The sequence below is a fragment of the Neisseria polysaccharea genome (assembly GCF_963392925.1).
GTDB classification, from domain to species: Bacteria; Pseudomonadota; Gammaproteobacteria; order Burkholderiales; family Neisseriaceae; genus Neisseria; species Neisseria polysaccharea.
The window spans coordinates 201,518-219,162 of the sequence record NZ_CAUJNZ010000001.1 but is presented as its reverse complement, the minus strand read 5'-3'; the positions used below and the strand labels follow the sequence as shown (position 1 = coordinate 219,162).

Here is a 17,645-nt window from a genome sequence, read left to right as displayed (position 1 = left end):
CGGGAACGGGGATCCTTTAAAAAACTCCAAATCCTTCTTCCGTCCCGTGGATGACGGTATCGATACCATATCAAACGCAGCTTGAAACAAATGCCGTCTGAACGTTTCAGACGGCATCGGTTTCTCTCAGGTTTCTTTTATTAAAGCCGCAAAGAAGCGCGGTTTTCCAAAATCTGGTCAATCAAACCATATTCTTTGGCTTCTTCGGCAGACATGAAATTATCACGGTCGGTGTCGCGTTCCAAATCTGCCAAATCGCGGTCGCAATGTTTCGCCATCAGGCGGTTGAGTTTTTCTTTGATTTTTAAAAGTTCGCGTGCGTGAATTTCAATGTCGGATGCCTGACCGCCCAGACCGCCGCTGATTAAAGGCTGGTGAATCATAATCCGGCTGTTGGGTAGGGCAAAACGTTTGCCTTTCTCGCCTGCCGACAATAAGAACGCGCCCATACTTGCCGCCTGCCCCAAGCACAAAGTCGATACATCGGGCTTGATGAAATTCATGGTGTCGTAAATCGACATACCGGCCGTTACCGAACCGCCCGGCGAGTTAATATAGAAGAAAATATCCTTATCCGGATTCTCACTTTCCAAAAACAACAGTTGGGCAACCACCAGATTGGCAGACTCGTCGGTTACCGGTCCGACCAAGAATACGATGCGCTCTTTCAAAAGCCGGGAATAGATATCGAATGCACGCTCACCGCGACCGCTCTGCTCGATAACGGTAGGGACAAGATAGTTATCAAAAGACATTTCGTCTCCTTTCATGATGGAAAAGCACCAAAGCGGGCTTTAAAAGCGGCTTCGGTGCTTTCAAAAACTGCCTTCAGACGGCATTTTTTGAACAATCAGGCTTGCGCGCCCATCACTTCGTCAAAAGACAAAGCTTTTTCGTTTACTTTGGCTTTGCCCAAAACGAAATCAACGACGTTGCTTTCTACTGCCAAAGAAGTCGGGGCTTGCAGGCGGGAAAGATCTGCGTAGTACCAGTCAATCACTTCTTGAGGATCTTCGTAGCTTTCTGCAAAGTTGGCAACAACGGCTTTGATTTGCTCTTCAGTCGGTTCCAGTTTGTTTTCGTCAACCAGTTTGGCTAAAATCAGACCCAAAGACACGCGGCGTTCGGCTTGTTCTTTGAACATATCCAAAGGCAAATCCAAGTTCGCGGCATCGGCCATGCCTTGGTTGACGAAGTTTTGTTTCATTTCGTTTGCCAAACGGGCGGCTTCTTCATTGACCAAAGCAACCGGAACTTTCAACTCTACGGCTTTGAGCAGCGCGTTCATTACGGATTCTTTGGTTTGTTCGTTTACGCGGCGTTCCACTTCGCGGCTTACGTTTTTCTTCACTTCTTCGCGCATTTTAGCAACGTCGCCGTCGGCTATACCCAATGCTTTGGCGAAGTCGGCGTCAACTTCAGGCAGAGTGGGTTCGGATACGTTGTTCAATGTGATGGTGAAGACAGCGGATTTACCGGCAACGTCTTTACCGTGGTAGTCTTCAGGGAAGTTGACGGTAACGTCTTTGCCCTCGCCTGCCTTCATGCCGACTACACCGGCTTCAAATTCAGGCAGCATTTGACCTGCGCCCAATACGAAGGCGTAGTTTTTGGATGCGCCGCCGACAAAAGGTTCGCCGTCGATTTTGCCTTCAAAGTCGATGATGACGCGGTCGCCGTTTTGGGCTTCGCGTTCGACATGGTTGAAGCGGGTGCGTTGTTTTCTCAGGATCTCTACGGTTTGATCCACTTCGGCATCACCGACGGAAGCGGTTACTTTTTCAACTTCTTGTACAGACAAATCGCCGATAACGACTTCAGGGAATACTTCGAAAATCGCAGCAATTTTCAGGAATTCTTTATCATCTTGTCCTTCAACGCCTTCGAAACGCGGATAGCCGGCAACTTTCAATTCTTGAGCAACGGCAACATCGTAGAAGCGGCGTTGAACCATCTCATTGATGACATCATTTTGAGCACTTGCACCGTACATTTGGGCAATCATTTTTAAAGGTGCTTTACCCGGGCGGAAACCGTCGATTTTTGCACGGCGCTGGGTTTGTTTCAGTTTTTTATCGGTTTCTGCGTTGATTTCGGACCAAGGCAGAGACAGCACTACTTTGCGTTCCAGATTTTCTAAAGTTTCAACAGTTACGCTCATCATAAGCCCTTAAATTTGTTGTGTTGATAAAATGATAAACCTTCTTCCCTGCATGGGGAAGCAAACAGCGCAACGGTACGGATATTTGAACCGCATTGCCGCAAAGGGGAAATTTTAGCTGGCAAGTATATCACAATGTTCCGCCTGAAACATAATATGCCGTCTGAAACGCCAATTCCGCCGTTCAGACGGCATTTTGCGATATGGGCTATAAATGGTCCTTGTGCGCCAAAATCTTACGGCTGCCATTCATATCGGCAGGGGAAACGACACCTGCATTTTCGAGTGCTTCCATCAGGTTTGCTGCGCGGTTATAGCCGATGCGCAACTGACGTTGCAGGGAAGAGATGGAAGTTTTTTTGCTTTCCAAAATGTAGGCAACGGCTTGGTCGAACAATTCGTCGCTTCCCGCATTCGGATTGACGATATTGGTGGTTTCCAGTGCAGCTTCGCCGGTGAGCAAGCCTTCGATATAGTCGGCGTGGGCTTGCGACTTGACATAGTTGACGACTTGATGAACTTCGTCATCTGAAACAAACGCGCCTTGCAGTCGGGTTGGCTCGGCGCTGCCCGGCTGTAGGAACAGTGAGTCGCCGTATTTCAACAGCTCGTCCGCACCCATCTGGTCAAGAATGGTGCGGCTGTCGATTTTGCTTTGTACGGTAAACGCCATACGCGTCGGAATGTTCGCCTTAATCAAGCCGGTAACGACATCGACGCTCGGACGTTGGGTCGCGACAATCATGTGAATACCTGCCGCGCGCGCTTTTTGGGCAAGGCGTGCGATTTGCTGCTCAACAGATTTGCGTTCGGTCATCATCAGATCTGCCAACTCGTCGATAACGACCACAATCAATGGTAATTTTTCCAAGGGTTCCGGATTATCCGGAGACAGGCTGAAAGGATTCAACAGCGGCTTACCGGCCGCTTTGGCAGCCTCGACTTTTTGATTGAAGCCCTCCAAGTTGCGCACACCTGCATGCGAGAGCAGGCGGTAACGTTTTTCCATTTCGGCAACGCACCAGTTCAACGCCTGCCCTGCTTCGCGCATATCGGTAACGACCGGGCAAAGCAGGTGCGGAATACCGTCGTAAATGCTCAATTCGAGCATTTTCGGATCAATCATGATGAAGCGGACTTCTTCCGGCGTAGCTTTGAAAAGCATGGACATAATCATGCCGTTCACGCCGACGGATTTGCCCGAACCGGTCATACCGGCGACCAAAAGGTGCGGCATTTTCGCCAAGTCGCCGACGACGGGCGTACCGGCGATGTCTTTGCCCAATGCAACGGTCAGTTTGGATTTGGCTTCGGTAAACACGGGCGAAGACAAGATTTCGCTCAACATCACGTCTTGGCGTTTATCGTTGGGCAACTCGATGCCCATCGTGTTTTTGCCTGCGATGGTTTCTACGATACGTACGGATTGCAGCGACATGGAACGCGCCAAATCTTTAGATAAAGCAACGATTTGGCTGCCTTTTATGCCTTGCGCGGGTTCAATTTCATAACGCGTAATTACAGGGCCGGAAGTGGCAGAAACGACTTGCACGCCGATGCCGAATTCTGCCAACTTGGATTCAATCAGTTCGGCAGTGCGCTCCAATTCGGCAGGATTGATGCTGACCGGCTCGTTGTCGGGAAGGCGCAACAGATTCAACGCAGGCTTGTGATATTCTCCATTACTCTGGACTTCGTTATCTTCAAACAGCGAAGCTTGGATTTTAGGCAGCGGCGCAACAGAGACTGCTACAGATTTGCGGTTGCTGGTACTGCCTTCGAGTGAAACAACGGGCTTGGCGGTAATATTTTTAGCCTCTTTTACCATACGGCGGGTGTTTAGGGTATCGACACTGTCTTTTTTGGTATGAGGACGGCGTTTTCCCAGTGATGATATTTTTCTACCCGATACGGCCAGACAATTTTGAATCGTCCTACTTGTACCGTTCAACACTTCCAACCATGAAACCTGTACCAGCAAAGACACTGATAACAACAAAACAACCAAAATAATCAAAAGGCTGCCCGATTTTCCCAATAACCATGCAAATATAGCGCCGACACGTATACCTACCATACCGCCCGCACCGACCGGCAAGGATTCACTGTATTTTCCGCCCAGCACAAAATATTCCAAAACAGGGCTGAAGACCGTCAGGACAAACAGCGCGGCGGCAGCGATTTTGTGGTTGTATGCCTCGTTTTCCGTCCGTTTTGCGTGCAGACGAAAATTTTTATACAGCATGACGCAGGCAGCCGCTATCCACCACCAGAACGACCAGCCGAAAAGATAATAGCCGACATCGGCAACATACGCGCCGAACAGTCCGCCCCAATTGGCGACATCTTCCACAACCGGCGAACTGTGCGACCAAGACGGATCGCCCATATCGAAACTAATCAGGGAAATCGCCAAATACAAGGTTGCCGCCAAACCCATCAGCCACAGTGCGTCGCCGATAAGGTTGACGACATGTTCGGGACGCGCCTTTTTGGTTTCGGTTTTCTGCAACTCTTTGACCGCCTTGAGCCGCTCGGAAACTTTATTGCCCCGTGCGCCGTTGTCGGCTTTCTTGTTGCGTGCGGACGTTGGGGACGGGCTTCCCGCCCTGCCTTTTGCTGTTTTTTTATGGGATTTTTCTGTCATGCCGTATTACCGGAAAATGCCGTCTGAAATAAGGAAGCCGGACGGCTTGCGGATTGAATATGGAAAGTGTCGGATTATACTCCATTTCTCCTGCTTTCATCCTGCAACAGACAGACATTGCCTTTCAGACGGCATATCTGTTGCCCGCCATATGTATTTTTACGCAGACCCTCGGCAAACCAGTATAATCCGTGCCGTTTGAACCGATTGAAAGAAGATGGTATGAACCAACTGAAACTTGCCGTTTCCGGTGCTCAGATTTTATTCGTTGCATTCGGCGCAATGGTGCTGGTTCCCCTGCTGACGGGACTGAACCCGGCACTTGCTCTTTTAGGGGCAGGCATAGGAACCTTATTGTTCCAAATTACCACCAAACGTAAAGTGCCTATTTTTCTAGGCTCTTCTTTTGCGTTTATCGCGCCGATTATCTACGCTATCGGCGAATGGGGTCTGCCCTCCACCATGTTCGGATTGTTTGCTGCGGGATTTATGTATTTTGTATTTGCCGCACTAATCCGCTGGCGTGGACTTGCTGCCGTTCATAGGCTGCTGCCGCCGGTCGTCATCGGTCCGGTCATTATGGTCATCGGTCTGTCTGTTGCCGTGGCGGCAAGCAGCATGGCAATGGGTCAGGCGGACGGCAAACAGGTCATCGACTATACCGATTCGCTGATTCTTTCCGGCTTTACCTTTGCCGTTACCGCCATCGTATCGGTTTTCGGCAGCAGGATGATGAAGCTGATTCCCATCTTGATCGGTGTCGCTTCGGGTTATGTTTTGGCACTGCTGATGGGACTGGTGGACACGGCAAGCATTGCACACGCGCCCTGGTTCGCCGTTCCCCATTTTGAAACGCCTCAGATCAACTGGCAGGCTGCACTGTTTATGCTGCCCGTTGCCGTCGCCCCCGCCATCGAACACATCGGCGGCATCATGGCAATCGGCAATGTGACGGGGAAAGACTATACGAAAGACCCGGGCTTGGACAAAACCCTTGCAGGCGACGGTTTGGGCGTATGCGTTGCGGGTCTGATCGGCGGCCCGCCGGTTACGACCTACGGCGAAGTAACGGGTGCGGTGATGATTACCAAAAACAGCAACCCCGTCATCATGACTTGGGCGGCGGTTTTTGCCGTCTGTATGGCGTTTTTCGGCAAATTCAATGCGTTTTTGGCTTCCATTCCGATGCCAGTAATGGGCGGCATTATGCTGCTGCTGTTCGGCACGATTGCTTCTTTGGGCGTGAAAACGCTGATTGATGCCAAAGTCGATTTGATGCTGCCGAAAAACCTGGTCATCGTCAGCTCGGTACTGACCACGGGCATCGGCGGCATGACGCTCAAATTGGGCAGCTTCAGCTTTGCCGGCGTGGGCTTGTGCGCCGTACTTGCCATTGTGTTGAACAGCCTGCTGCCCGATCCGAAAGAATCCTGACCGCTGATATGGAAATGCCGTCTGAACATCTTTCAGACGGCATTTTCCGTTTTATTTGAGATTTTGAATCAAAGAGCGCACAGTTCCGCCGTAATAAGAAGAAGATGTGCAATACACTGTTTCCAAACCGCATTGTCCCTGTGCGCCGTATTTTTTGATGCACTGGTTGAGTGCGACCTGATGAACGCTCGTAAAACGCGGAGAAGTAATCACAACGGCGTTTTCAACGCGCATTGCGCCCAAGGCTTTCGGGTATGCCAGCGCGACACAGGTATTGTTCAGCGACACGACCGACCGGCATCCGGTCGGCTCGTCTTCAGCAATGCCCGCAAGCGTGTCCTGACCTTTGCAAAAGGCTTCCAACTCGGCAAACGCTTCGCTTTTCGTCGAATCTTCTTTTGTGGTTTTAACCTGCAAAACATCGTCCGCATTCTGCGGATTCTGCCAAACGGCGAGATAGCCGTAAGTATCGGCAGCCTGTGCTGCCGCAGTCATCAGGCATAGTGCCGATACTGCCAGTATCTTTTTCATCATGATAAATTCCCGACGGTTCGTCCAAATTCTGTTGCATTATAAACAAAAAGACAGAATACATCCCTGCTTTGCCGGTTTAGCCTTCCAAAACGGATTGCCGTTTCCGGCAGGCATCCGCATACTGCACGCCCCATGTATACCCCATAATAACACTTCAAATGCCGTCTGAAAAAGCGTTCAAGACGGCATAACACTAAAAAAGGAATACATCATGAGAAATGTCAGACAAATCTACCGTACCGACAGGCAACACCGGGTAGGCGACGGCTTCCCTGTCCGGTCTCTGTTTTCCTACATGGGCGACGACAAGGGAACGAATCCGTTTTTAATGCTCGACTATGCCGTACCTTATGAATTTGCACCCAATCCGAACCGCACCTCCCGAGGTGTCTCCCCCCCCCACAAAGATTTTGAAACCGTAACCATCGCCTATCGCGGCGAAGCCGTACACCGTGACTCAAGCGGCGGAGGCGGCGTGCAATGGATGACTGCCGATTCGGGCATCATCCATGAAGAATTCCATTCCAAACGCTTCAACAAAACAGGCGGGCTTTTTGAAATGGTACAGCTTGGGGTCAATCTGCCCCCCGATACAAGAACACTCCGCCCCGCTACCTACACCTTGCCAAAGCCGCCATTCCCGTTGCGGCGATTCCCGAAGGTGCAGGAAGTTTGCGGCTGATCGCCGGAAAATACGGGGAAGAAAAAGGAACAGCCAAAACCTTTACGGAAATGAACGTTTGGGACATCGCCATTCATGCAGATAAGGAAACCGCTTTAGCCGTCCCCGAAACGCACAACCTATCTCAAGATTGCCAAGTTTCGGATTCAGCGAAATTTCGATATGGTCTGCCTTCTCTTCGACACGGATGTTGCCGCTGCCGTCTGAAGCCACTTTAACCGATTTTCCGGGTGAAACGCCCTGACCAGATTCACCTTTATCGCCCTTATCCCCTTTAAAATCAGGATTATTTTTCAGGCCGTTTTTACCGAGGGTAACGATGGTTTTGTCGGTATCCGTTGTATCGGCTTCGGTTTTCAAGCCGTCTTTAAACTCATAAAACTTGTTGAAGATGGTTTTAAAGTTGTTTTCCGTTACCACTTCGCTGCCGCCGGATTTCAACGTTGCCAATTCTTAAACGGCAGTATCATAGGCAGTAACGTTATTGCCGCCGATCAAATCGTCTTGGGTTTGAGCCGCACTTTTCAGCAGATTGTATCCCCAAACATTACCGGCAACCGAGGTTTTGGAATGTGAACCTAACACTACGCCGCCTTTTTCTGTCACAACGGCAAAGTTACCCAATGCCAAGCCGCCTTCTGCGGTAGCGGTGCTGCCTGTGCCGAAAGCACTGGCGTGTTTGCCGCTTGCACGTAATCTGTAACCGATTGCACTAGCAAAATCTCCTTTGTACGGGCGGATAAACCGATGGCAACGCCGTTGGCCGCATAGGCTCCAGCCCCAGCACCAATCCCGGTGTTTTTGATAGCCATAGGAACGGGAGTCCGTACCGACAACTATCGACCAGAAATATTTGCCTTCATTGGCCTGGTTTTTCGCGATTTCTTTCACCACGCTGGTTACAAAAACTTCCGGTGTGGATGAGCCTGAGCGTTCCGGTGTCAGTTTCGTATTTTGTTCACTGATGTACGAATGCGTACCGATCGACACACCGAATCCGGAGTGTTTGCCTGCTGTTGCCTGATGACCGATGGCAACCGCATCTTTACCGCTTGCCTTAGAATTTTTACCGACAGCAGCGGCATTTTTGCCGCTGGTATTGGCACCGTTACCGAGTGCTACGGCGTTTTCAGCCGAAACAGTGGCATCAGCACCCAATGCCATCGCATTGTTAGCATCTTTTGCATTGGCACTTTTACCCAATACGACGGCACTTTCCGAGTTTTTTACTTCGGAGAACGCACCTACTGCAACGCCGTTTTCAGATAAAACCGTCGACGTTGAACCGATTGCCATCCCTCTGTTGGCATTTGTTGCATTTGTGCTTCGACCAAACGCAATGGCATTTTGTGAATTTTCGATTTTAGAGAGCAGACCGAATGCAACCGAATTTGTACTTTTTGTAATGGTCGCACTATTACCCAACAAAAGGCTGCTGTCAGATTTATCATCAATGGTTGAGTTCGGAGCCAATACCGTACTTCTAATCAAGTTGGACTTGCTGACATTACCGATAGCAATGGCAAAGCCGCCCGTGGCTTCTGTTTCCGCCTTTCATGCAAACATCTTATCAGAGGCTTAAACCAGCAGGGCGTATTGTTCGATAAGCGTTTGCGTTATAATCCGAACATCAATTCTCCACGTCCGTGAGACACTTCAGCTATGGAAATCCCGCCAAACACCCCGCAACGCTCCCTGCGTCAAAACAGTATCTACCTGCTGCCCAATTCCTTTACCATCGCCGCGCTGTTTTCCGCGTTTTACGCAATCACCCAATCCATGCACGGACGTTATGAAACCGCCGCTATTGCCGTATTCATTTCCATGCTTTTGGACGGTATGGACGGGCGCGTGGCGCGGCTGACCAACAGCCAAAGCGCGTTCGGGGAGCAGCTCGACAGCCTTGCCGACATGGTCAGCTTCGGCGTTGCCCCCGCACTTATTGCCTACAAATGGCAGCTTTGGCAGTTCGGCAAAATCGGTTATTCCGTCGCCTTCATCTACTGCGCCTGCGCCGCCCTGCGCCTCGCCCTGTTCAACACGCTCATCGGCAAGGTGGACAAACGCTGGTTTATCGGCGTGCCCAGTCCGACCGCCGCCGCGCTGATTGTCGGGCTGATTTGGGTCAACCACAGCGTCGAAAAATTCCCCGCCGTCCACTGGTGGGCATTGGGCATCACACTGTTTGCCGGCCTGTCGATGATTGTCCAAATCCCTTTTTGGAGTTTTAAAGAAATCAACATCCGCAGACAAGTCCCCTTTGTCGGAATGCTGCTTGCCGTCTTACTGCTGCTTCTGGTCACTTGGGAACCGTCGCTCGTCCTCTTCCTGTTCTTTCTCGGATACAGCCTGTCCGGCTACATTATGGCGGCACACCGATTCTGGAAAAAATACAGAAAGGCGGATTAAATGTGGCATTGGGACATTATCTTAATCCTGCTTGCCGTAGGCAGTGCGGCAGGTTTTGTCGCCGGCCTGTTCGGCGTAGGCGGCGGCACGCTGATTGTCCCTGTCGTTTTATGGGTACTTGATTTGCAGGGTTTGGCACAACATCCTTACGCGCAACACCTCGCCGTCGGCACATCCTTCGCCGTCATGGTCTTCACCGCCTTTTCCAGTATGTTGGGGCAGCACAAAAAACAGGCGGTCGACTGGAAAACCGTATTTGCGATGATGCCGGGTATGATATTCGGCGTATTCGCGGGCGCACTCTCCGCAAAATATATCCCCGCATTCGGGCTTCAAATTTTCTTCATCCTGTTTTTAACTGCCGTCGCATTCAAAACACTGCATACCGGCCCTCAGACGGCATCCCGCCCGCTGCCCAAGCTGCCCGGACTGACTGCGGTTTCCACACTGTTCGGCGCAATGTCGAGCTGGGTCGGCATAGGCGGCGGTTCACTTTCCGTCCCCTTCTTAATCCACTGCGGCTTCCCCGCCCATAAAGCCATCGGCACATCATCCGGCCTTGCCTGGCCGATTGCACTCTCTGGCGCAATATCGTATCTGCTCAACGGCCTGAATATTGCAGGATTGCCCGAAGGGTCGCTGGGCTTCCTTTACCTGCCCGCCGTCGCCGTCCTCAGCGCGGCAACCAGTGCCTTTGCCCCGCTCGGTGTCAAAACCGCCCACAAACTTTCTTCTGCCAAACTCAAAAAATCCTTCGGCATTATGTTGCTTTTGATTGCCGGAAAAATGCTGTACAACCTGCTTTAAAAACCTTCTTACCGTTTGCACAAGCAATTAGCTGCTCAGCCTTCTGTTCCGACAAAAGGACAGACAACCTGACCGAAACCTTTGCAGAATATACAGAAAACAAAACAAATGCCGTCTGAAACCACATTCCGATAATCGGCAGGGTTTCAGACGGCATTCTGATAATTTCAATTACTCGGCTGCGGCAACGACGGCAACGGTAATTTTAGCAACGGCATCAGTGTGCAAAGCCACTTCCACTTCGTACTCGCCAACGGCTTTCAGAGGACCGTTCGGCAGACGTACATTTGCTTTCACGGCTTCGATGCCGGCAGCAACGATTGCAGCAGCAATGTCGGCATTGGTAACGGAACCGAACAGGCGGCCGTCCACACCGGCTTTTTGTGCAACGGTAACGGTTTGACCGTCCAATTTTTCCTGACGGGCTCGGGCATCTGCCAAAATTTCGGCCTGTTTGGCTTCCAATTCGGCACGGCGTGCTTCAAACTCTTTCATGTTCGCTTCAGTAGCACGTTTTGCCTTACCTGCGGGAATCAAGAAGTTGCGGGCATAACCGTTTTTAACGGTTACGATGTCGCCCAAGTTGCCCAGACCGCCGATTTTTTCTAACAGAATAATTTGCATGATTTAATCTCCAAAATTATTTGTGTTGGTCGGTGTAAGGCAGCAGAGCCAAGAAGCGCGCGCGTTTTACGGCAACAGCCAATTGGCGTTGGTAGAATGCCTTCGTTCCTGTGATGCGTGCAGGAATGATTTTACCGTTTTCAGAGATAAAGTCTTTCAGCAAATCAACTTGTTTGTAATCGACTTCTTGGATTTTTTCAGCCGTAAAACGGCAGAATTTTCTACGTTTGAATGATTGACGAGCCATTGTCGTTTAACCTTTATATTCTTGAATATTTTGTATTCTGAGCATCGGCATAAGAGAACGTCTGCTTTTTTGAGCTAAAAAACCTTCGACGTGAACATATACACCTTGCCGATACTGCCACTCTTCCGCCTGCCTGCCTAAAATCCGTGCCGGAATTTCCAACTGGACAAGGCATTGCTGCCCGTTTTCCTCCTGCGAAGATTCGTGCTTTAAAACAATATCTAAAACAGGGATTCCGGCAGGCGTATATCGAATAGGGAAAACCTTTTCAATTAACGCGGCAAGCGAAACAAGATTATTGAATCCCAATTATTGGGCAACCGCTTCTTCAGACGCACCGCTCAGCAGGTTCTTAGCCTTTTCGCCACCCAACATAGGGGAGGCTTCGGTAACGGCGTGTTTGGTTTTGATGGTCAGATGACGCAATACCGCATCATTGAAACGGAACGCGGTTTCCAACTCTTCGACCACTTCGGGAGTGGTTTCAATATTCATCAAAACATAATGTGCTTTATGGATTTTGTTAATCGGGTAAGCCAGTTGGCGGCGACCCCAATCTTCCAGACGGTGAATCTTACCGTTTGCCTCGGTAATCATGGTTTTGTAACGTTCAACCATAGCGGGCACTTGCTCGCTTTGATCAGGATGAACGATAAACACGATCTCGTAATGACGCATGTTATCTCCTTATGGATGGTAAAAACAGCCTTCCGCCATGCGAAAGCAGAAGGCAAGGTTCAAAGAACAGGCATTATATTGGGGTTTGCCGACGGAATCAAGGATTTGGTGCGAAAAACTTGCATTCCGCCGAAAATTTCGGTTTCAGACGGCATTCAAATGTTTTGGCTGCCCAGCCAACGTTCCGCGTCCAAAGCCGCCTGGCATCCGGAGGCCGCACTGGTGATTGCCTGACGGTAGGTATGGTCTTTTACGTCGCCCGCCGCCCATACGCCTTCGATATTGGTTGCACCGACATTGTCCGCCGTACCACCTTTTGTTTTCAGGTATCCGGCTTCGTCCATTTCCAACTGCCCTTTGAAAATATCGGTATTCGGCTTGTGCCCGATGGCAATAAAGATGCCGCTAACGGCAATTTGTTGCTCAGAACCATCGTTGTTTTTTAATAATGCGCCATTTACGCCCCGATCGTCGCCCAAGACTTCTTGCAGGTTGCTTTCCAGCTTGAGGATGATTTTGCCCTCTTCTACGCGTTTCATCAGTTTGTCAATCATAATTTTTTCGGCACGGAACTCGCTGCGGCGGTGAATCAGCGTAACGGTTTTGGCGATATTGGCAAGGTAGAGTGCCTCCTCAACTGCCGTATTGCCGCCGCCGACTACGGCAACATCTTGGTTTTTGTAGAAGAAACCGTCGCAGGTGGCGCAGGCGGAAACGCCTTTCCCTGCAAACGCTTCCTCACTCGGCAAACCAATGTATTTGGCGGACGCGCCGGTGGCGACAATCAGTGCGTCGCAAGTGTACTCGCCCATATCGCCTTTGAGTGTGAACGGGCGTTTTTGCAGATCGACGGCGTTGATTTGGTCAAAAATGATTTCTGTCCCGAAACGTTCGGCGTGGGCGAGAAACCGCGCCATCAGCTCCGGCCCTTGCACGCCGTCGGCATCGGCAGGCCAGTTGTCCACTTCGGTGGTGGTCATCAGTTGCCCGCCTTGCGCGATACCTGTAATAATGACGGGGTTTAAATTGGCGCGCGCGGCATAGACGGCGGCGGTGTATCCGGCGGGGCCGGAACCCAAAATAATCAGTTTGCGGTGTTGGGACATCGTTTTTCCTTTGCTGTGTCAAGTTTTCGGATTCTACTCGAATTATCGGCGCGTTTGAGAAATTTCGACCATACCGGCGTTCAGACGGCATCCCGCAGCCTTGACCGCCGTCTGAACATCAAAGAAGGAATCAAACTTATGCAACAAAAAATCCGTTTCCAAATCGAAGGCATGACCTGTCAGGCCTGCGCTTCGCGTATTGAAAAAGTGTTGAACAAGAAAGATTTTGTCGAATCGGCAGGGGTGAACTTCGCCAGCGAGGAGGCGCAGATTACGTTTGACGACAGCAAAACGTCGGTAGCCGACATTGCCAAAATCATTGAGAAAACCGGTTACGGCGCGAAGGAAAAAACGGAAGATACATTGCCGCAACCCGAAGCAGAACACCATATCGGCTGGAGGTTGTGGCTTTTGCTGGTCATCAATATCCCCTTCCTTATCGGTATGACGGGGATGATGATCGGCAGACACGATTGGATGATTCCGCCGTTGTGGCAGTTCGCATTGGCGAGTGTGGTGCAGCTTTGGCTGGCCATTCAGTTTTACAAAAGCGCGTGGGCGAGCATTAAGGGCGGACTGGCGAATATGGACGTGTTGGTTACCATCGGTACGGTGTCGATTTACCTGTATTCCGTCTATATGCTGTTTTTCAGCCCGCACGCGGCGCACGGTATGGCGCATGTGTATTTTGAAGTAGGCGTGATGGTGATCGGTTTTGTGTCGCTGGGCAAATTTTTGGAACACCGCACCAAAAAATCCAGCCTGAACAGCTTGGGCCTGCTGCTGAAACTCACGCCGACCCAAGTCAATGTACAACGCAACGGCGAATGGAAACAAGTGCCCATCGACCAAGTACAAATCGGCGACCTTATCCGCGCCAACCACGGCGAACGTATTGCCGCCGACGGCATTATCGAAAGCGGCAGCGGCTGGGCGGACGAGAGCCACCTCACCGGCGAATCCAATCCCGAAGAGAAAAAAGCAGGCGGCAAAGTGTTGGCGGGCGCGCTGATGACTGAAGGCAGCGTGGTGTACCGCGCCGCGCAGCTCGGCAGTCAAACCCTGCTCGGCGACATGATGAACGCGCTCTCCGAAGCGCAAGGCAGCAAGGCACCGATTGCACGTGTGGCAGACAAGGCGGCGGCGGTATTTGTGCCGACTGTTGTGGGCATTGCGTTATTGACTTTTATCGCCACTTGGCTGATTAAGGGCGATTGGACGGTTGCGTTGATGCACGCCGTTGCCGTTTTGGTGATTGCCTGCCCGTGCGCGCTCGGTTTGGCAACCCCTGCTGCAATTATGGTGGGCATGGGCAAAGCGGTGAAACACGGCATTTGGTTTAAAGATGCGGCGGCAATGGAAGAAGCTGCCCACGTTGATGCCGTCGTGTTGGACAAAACCGGCACGCTGACCGAAGGCAGGCCGCAGGTTGCCGCCGTTTATTGCGTTCCCGACAGCGGCTTTGACGAAGACGCTTTGTACCGCATCGCCGCCGCCGTCGAACAAAACGCCGCTCATCCGCTCGCCCGAGCCATCGTTTCCGCCGCCCAAGCGCGCGGTTTGGAAATCCCCGCAGCACAAAACGCGCAAACCGTTGTCGGCGCAGGCATTACCGCCGAAGTGGAAGGCGTGGGTTTGGTGAAAGCAGGCAAAGCCGAATTTGCCGAACTGACTTTGCCGAAATTTTCAGACGGCGTTTGGGACATTGCAAGCATTGTTGCAGTCTCAGTCGATAACAAACCTATCGGCGCATTCGCACTTGCCGACGCATTGAAAGCCGATACCGCCGAAGCCATAGGCCGTCTGAAAAAACACAATATCGATGTCTATATTATGAGCGGCGACAACCAAGGTACGGTCGAATACGTCGCCAAACAACTGGGCATCGCACACGCTTTTGGTAATATGAGTCCGCGCGATAAAGCTGCCGAAGTGCAGAAACTCAAAGCCGCCGGCAAAACCGTGGCGATGGTCGGCGACGGTATCAACGACGCGCCCGCACTCGCCGCCGCCAACGTCAGCTTCGCGATGAAAGGCGGTGCGGACGTTGCCGAACACACCGCGTCCGCCACGCTGATGCAGCATTCGGTCAACCAACTCGCCGATGCCCTGCTGGTGTCGCAGGCGACTTTGAAAAACATCAAGCAAAACCTGTTTTTCGCCTTCTTCTACAATATTTTGGGCATTCCGCTTGCCGCGCTCGGTTTTTTAAACCCTGTTATCGCAGGCGCAGCAATGGCGGCAAGCTCAGTTTCGGTATTGGGCAATGCCTTGCGCCTGAAACGGGTAAAAATCAATTAGCAGCATGTAACCGCCCTGCAGCCTTGTCCGAACGGATAAGGCTGCCTCCAGCGATATGGTAATATGCCGTCTGAAGCCGTTTTTCAAATGATTGATATGAATACAGAAAACCGTCCTCCGGAACAATTCGACATCCCACTCTTCCTCAAAAACCTGCCCAAGCTGCCGGGCGTGTACCGTTTTTTCGACGAAGGCGGCAAAGTCTTATACGTCGGCAAAGCGGTCAACCTCAAGCGGCGCGTGTCCGGCTATTTCCAAAAAAACGACCATTCGCCGCGCATTGCATTGATGGTGAAACAGGTTCGCCACATCGAAACCACCATCACGCGTTCCGAAGCCGAAGCACTGATTCTCGAAAACAACTTCATCAAAGCCTTGTCGCCGAAATACAATATCCTTTTCCGCGACGACAAAAGCTATCCTTATTTGATGCTCAGCGGCCATCAATATCCGCAGATGGCGTATTACCGCGGCACGCTGAAAAAGCCAAACCAATACTTCGGCCCTTATCCCAACAGCAACGCCGTGCGCGACAGCATTCAAGTGTTGCAAAAAGTCTTTATGCTGCGTACCTGCGAAGACAGCGTATTCGAACACCGCGACCGCCCTTGCCTGCTTTACCAAATCAAACGTTGTACTGCGCCCTGCGTCGGACACATCAGCGAAGAAGACTACCGCGACAGTGTGCGCCAAGCCGCCACCTTCCTCAACGGTAAAACCGACGAACTGACCCGCACCCTGCAACACAAAATGCAGACCGCCGCCGCCAGCCTGCAATTTGAAGAAGCCGCCCGCTACCGCGACCAAATCCAAGCACTCGGCATTATGCAGAGTAATCAGTTTATCGACAGCAAAAACCCGAACAACCCCAACGATATCGATTTGCTCGCGCTGGCGGTTTCAGACGGCATCGTCTGCGTACACTGGGTCAGCATACGCGGCGGACGGCACGTCGGCGACAAAAGCTTTTTCCCCGACACCAAAAACGACCCCGAACCAAACGGGCAAGACTACGCCGAAGCCTTCGTTGCCCAACACTATCTGGGCAAAAGCAAACCCGACATCATCATCAGCAACTTTCCCGTTCCCGATGCGTTGAAAGAGGCTTTGGAAGGAGAACACGGCAAACAAATGCAGTTCGTTACCAAAACCATAGGCGAACGCAAAGTCTGGCTGAAAATGGCGGAACAAAACGCGCAAATGGCGATTGCCCAACGCCGCCTGCAACAAAGCAGCCAACAACACCGTATCGACGAACTCGCCAAAATCCTCGGCATGGATTCAGACGGCCTCAACCGCCTCGAATGCTTCGACATCAGCCACACCCAAGGCGAAGCCACTATTGCGTCCTGCGTCGTATACGATGAGCAAAACATCCAACCCTCGCAATACCGCCGCTACAACATCACGACCGCCAAACCCGGCGACGACTACGCCGCCATGCGCGAAGTGTTGACGCGCCGTTACGGCAAAATGCAGGAAGCCGAAGCCAACGGCGAGACCGTCAAATGGCCGGATGTCGTGTTGATTGACGGCGGCAAAGGACAAATCGGCGTAGCCGTATCGGTATGGGAAGAACTCGGGCTGCACATTCCTTTGGTCGGTATTGCCAAAGGCCCCGAACGCAAAGCCGGCATGGAAGAACTCATACTGCCTTTTACCGGCGAAACCTTCCGCCTGCCGCCCAACAGCCCGGCATTGCATTTATTGCAAACCGTGCGCGACGAATCACACCGCTTTGCCATCACCGGCCACCGCAAAAGACGCGACAAAGCACGCGTTACCTCGTCCCTCGGCGACATTCCTGGCGTAGGCAGCAAACGCCGCCAAGCCCTGCTCACCCGATTCGGCGGCCTGCGCGGCGTGATTGCCGCCGGAAAAGAAGATTTGGAACAAGTGGAAGGCATCAGCAAGGCATTGGCAGAAACCATTTACAATCATCTGCATTAGTGTGCCGCCCAAGCAAAAACCATCTGTAAAAAAATATGATACAGCAGGCCGGCGTGCCGATATAA

General features: G+C 51.6%; 17 protein-coding genes and 1 pseudogene. 6 read left to right on the top strand and 12 right to left on the bottom strand.

Features of this window, described 5'->3' with window-relative positions; all coding sequences use genetic code 11:
* Positions 1-140: 140 nt before the first annotated feature.
* From clpP to RDY34_RS01010, 3 genes are all read right to left on the bottom strand, one after another.
* Positions 141-755 (bottom strand): ATP-dependent Clp endopeptidase proteolytic subunit ClpP, encoded by a 615-nt coding sequence (gene clpP, locus RDY34_RS01020; protein ID WP_002225167.1) that lies wholly within the window; start codon positions 753-755, stop codon positions 141-143.
* A gap of 95 nt (positions 756-850) precedes the next feature.
* Complete coding sequence (gene tig, locus RDY34_RS01015; RefSeq protein ID WP_308074682.1) at positions 851-2,161, bottom strand: trigger factor; 1,311 nt, start codon at positions 2,159-2,161, stop codon at positions 851-853.
* A gap of 208 nt (positions 2,162-2,369) precedes the next feature.
* Positions 2,370-4,808: a DNA translocase FtsK gene (locus RDY34_RS01010; protein WP_003752609.1), complete on the bottom strand. Its 2,439-nt coding sequence runs from the start codon at positions 4,806-4,808 to the stop codon at positions 2,370-2,372.
* Positions 4,809-5,030: 222 nt separating this feature from the next.
* On the opposite strand from RDY34_RS01010, the gene RDY34_RS01005 reads away from it, so the two are divergent.
* Entirely contained in the window at positions 5,031-6,242 is a 1,212-nt protein-coding gene (locus tag RDY34_RS01005; protein WP_003752606.1) for a uracil-xanthine permease family protein, read from the top strand.
* A gap of 51 nt (positions 6,243-6,293) precedes the next feature.
* Here the strand turns inward: RDY34_RS01005 and RDY34_RS01000 are convergent, their stop codons facing one another.
* Entirely contained in the window at positions 6,294-6,776 is a 483-nt protein-coding gene (locus RDY34_RS01000) for a DUF4189 domain-containing protein (protein ID WP_003752604.1), read from the bottom strand.
* Positions 6,777-6,987: 211 nt separating this feature from the next.
* Between RDY34_RS01000 and RDY34_RS00995 the strand changes: the two are divergent.
* Positions 6,988-7,583: pseudogene (locus RDY34_RS00995) on the top strand (pirin family protein); the annotation flags it as partial.
* Here RDY34_RS00995 and RDY34_RS00990 read toward each other — a convergent pair.
* Both RDY34_RS00990 and RDY34_RS00985 read right to left on the bottom strand, forming a co-directional pair.
* The gene (locus RDY34_RS00990) at positions 7,501-7,908 is read right to left on the bottom strand and encodes a hypothetical protein (RefSeq protein ID WP_003752599.1); all 408 of its coding nucleotides are present in this window, start codon (positions 7,906-7,908) and stop codon (positions 7,501-7,503) included. The pseudogene RDY34_RS00995 and the gene RDY34_RS00990 sit on opposite strands and share 83 nt — an antisense overlap.
* Positions 7,909-7,911: 3 nt before the next feature.
* The gene (locus RDY34_RS00985; protein ID WP_155811409.1) at positions 7,912-8,931 is read right to left on the bottom strand and encodes a hypothetical protein; all 1,020 of its coding nucleotides are present in this window, start codon (positions 8,929-8,931) and stop codon (positions 7,912-7,914) included.
* A 189-nt stretch (positions 8,932-9,120) separates the two neighbouring features.
* Here RDY34_RS00985 and pssA point away from each other — a divergent pair, with 189 nt between their 5' ends.
* Positions 9,121-9,867, top strand: coding sequence for a CDP-diacylglycerol--serine O-phosphatidyltransferase (pssA, locus tag RDY34_RS00980; protein WP_003752593.1), 747 nt, complete (start codon positions 9,121-9,123; stop codon positions 9,865-9,867).
* Positions 9,868-10,674 (top strand): sulfite exporter TauE/SafE family protein, encoded by an 807-nt coding sequence (locus RDY34_RS00975; protein ID WP_003752591.1) that lies wholly within the window; start codon positions 9,868-9,870, stop codon positions 10,672-10,674.
* On the opposite strand, the gene RDY34_RS00970 is transcribed toward RDY34_RS00975, so the two are convergent.
* The 6 genes from RDY34_RS00970 to trxB all read right to left on the bottom strand — a co-directional run bounded on the left by RDY34_RS00970 (position 10,628) and on the right by trxB (position 13,329).
* Positions 10,628-10,831 carry a hypothetical protein gene (locus tag RDY34_RS00970; RefSeq protein ID WP_240002724.1) on the bottom strand — a complete coding sequence of 68 codons (204 nt, stop codon included), beginning with the start codon at positions 10,829-10,831 and terminating at the stop codon, positions 10,628-10,630. The genes RDY34_RS00975 and RDY34_RS00970 overlap by 47 nt on opposite strands.
* A gap of 14 nt (positions 10,832-10,845) precedes the next feature.
* Positions 10,846-11,298, bottom strand: coding sequence for a 50S ribosomal protein L9 (rplI, locus tag RDY34_RS00965; protein WP_003710103.1), 453 nt, complete (start codon positions 11,296-11,298; stop codon positions 10,846-10,848).
* A 16-nt stretch (positions 11,299-11,314) separates the two neighbouring features.
* The gene (rpsR, locus tag RDY34_RS00960) at positions 11,315-11,545 is read right to left on the bottom strand and encodes a 30S ribosomal protein S18 (protein ID WP_002213306.1); all 231 of its coding nucleotides are present in this window, start codon (positions 11,543-11,545) and stop codon (positions 11,315-11,317) included.
* Between the two features lie 6 nt (positions 11,546-11,551).
* On the bottom strand, positions 11,552-11,854 hold the full coding sequence (gene priB, locus RDY34_RS00955; protein WP_003752589.1) for a primosomal replication protein N: 303 nt from the start codon (positions 11,852-11,854) through the stop codon (positions 11,552-11,554).
* Entirely contained in the window at positions 11,855-12,223 is a 369-nt protein-coding gene (gene rpsF, locus RDY34_RS00950) for a 30S ribosomal protein S6 (RefSeq protein WP_003752587.1), read from the bottom strand.
* Between the two features lie 155 nt (positions 12,224-12,378).
* Positions 12,379-13,329 (bottom strand): thioredoxin-disulfide reductase, encoded by a 951-nt coding sequence (trxB, locus tag RDY34_RS00945; protein WP_002239799.1) that lies wholly within the window; start codon positions 13,327-13,329, stop codon positions 12,379-12,381.
* A 138-nt stretch (positions 13,330-13,467) separates the two neighbouring features.
* Here trxB and RDY34_RS00940 point away from each other — a divergent pair, with 138 nt between their 5' ends.
* Together RDY34_RS00940 and uvrC are read left to right on the top strand one after the other, a co-directional pair.
* Positions 13,468-15,630, top strand: coding sequence for a heavy metal translocating P-type ATPase (locus RDY34_RS00940; protein WP_308074702.1), 2,163 nt, complete (start codon positions 13,468-13,470; stop codon positions 15,628-15,630).
* Between the two features lie 63 nt (positions 15,631-15,693).
* A complete protein-coding gene (gene uvrC, locus RDY34_RS00935) occupies positions 15,694-17,580 on the top strand; it encodes an excinuclease ABC subunit UvrC (RefSeq protein ID WP_308074681.1) in 1,887 nt (628 codons plus the stop codon).
* Positions 17,581-17,645 lie beyond the last annotated feature (65 nt).

Excerpts from the sequence above, each read along its gene's own strand:
- clpP (WP_002225167.1), bottom strand. The coding sequence starts at position 755 with ATGTCTTTTGATAACTATCTTGTCCCTACCGTTATCGAGCAGAGCGGT.
- tig (WP_308074682.1), bottom strand. The coding sequence starts at position 2,161 with ATGAGCGTAACTGTTGAAACTTTAGAAAATCTGGAACGCAAAGTAGTG.
- RDY34_RS01010 (WP_003752609.1), bottom strand. The coding sequence starts at position 4,808 with ATGACAGAAAAATCCCATAAAAAAACAGCAAAAGGCAGGGCGGGAAGC.
- RDY34_RS01005 (WP_003752606.1), top strand. The coding sequence starts at position 5,031 with ATGAACCAACTGAAACTTGCCGTTTCCGGTGCTCAGATTTTATTCGTT.
- RDY34_RS01000 (WP_003752604.1), bottom strand. The coding sequence starts at position 6,776 with ATGATGAAAAAGATACTGGCAGTATCGGCACTATGCCTGATGACTGCG.
- pssA (WP_003752593.1), top strand. The coding sequence starts at position 9,121 with ATGGAAATCCCGCCAAACACCCCGCAACGCTCCCTGCGTCAAAACAGT.
- RDY34_RS00975 (WP_003752591.1), top strand. The coding sequence starts at position 9,868 with ATGTGGCATTGGGACATTATCTTAATCCTGCTTGCCGTAGGCAGTGCG.
- RDY34_RS00970 (WP_240002724.1), bottom strand. The coding sequence starts at position 10,831 with ATGCCGTCTGAAACCCTGCCGATTATCGGAATGTGGTTTCAGACGGCA.
- rplI (WP_003710103.1), bottom strand. The coding sequence starts at position 11,298 with ATGCAAATTATTCTGTTAGAAAAAATCGGCGGTCTGGGCAACTTGGGC.
- rpsR (WP_002213306.1), bottom strand. The coding sequence starts at position 11,545 with ATGGCTCGTCAATCATTCAAACGTAGAAAATTCTGCCGTTTTACGGCT.
- rpsF (WP_003752587.1), bottom strand. The coding sequence starts at position 12,223 with ATGCGTCATTACGAGATCGTGTTTATCGTTCATCCTGATCAAAGCGAG.
- trxB (WP_002239799.1), bottom strand. The coding sequence starts at position 13,329 with ATGTCCCAACACCGCAAACTGATTATTTTGGGTTCCGGCCCCGCCGGA.
- RDY34_RS00940 (WP_308074702.1), top strand. The coding sequence starts at position 13,468 with ATGCAACAAAAAATCCGTTTCCAAATCGAAGGCATGACCTGTCAGGCC.
- uvrC (WP_308074681.1), top strand. The coding sequence starts at position 15,694 with ATGCCGTCTGAAGCCGTTTTTCAAATGATTGATATGAATACAGAAAAC.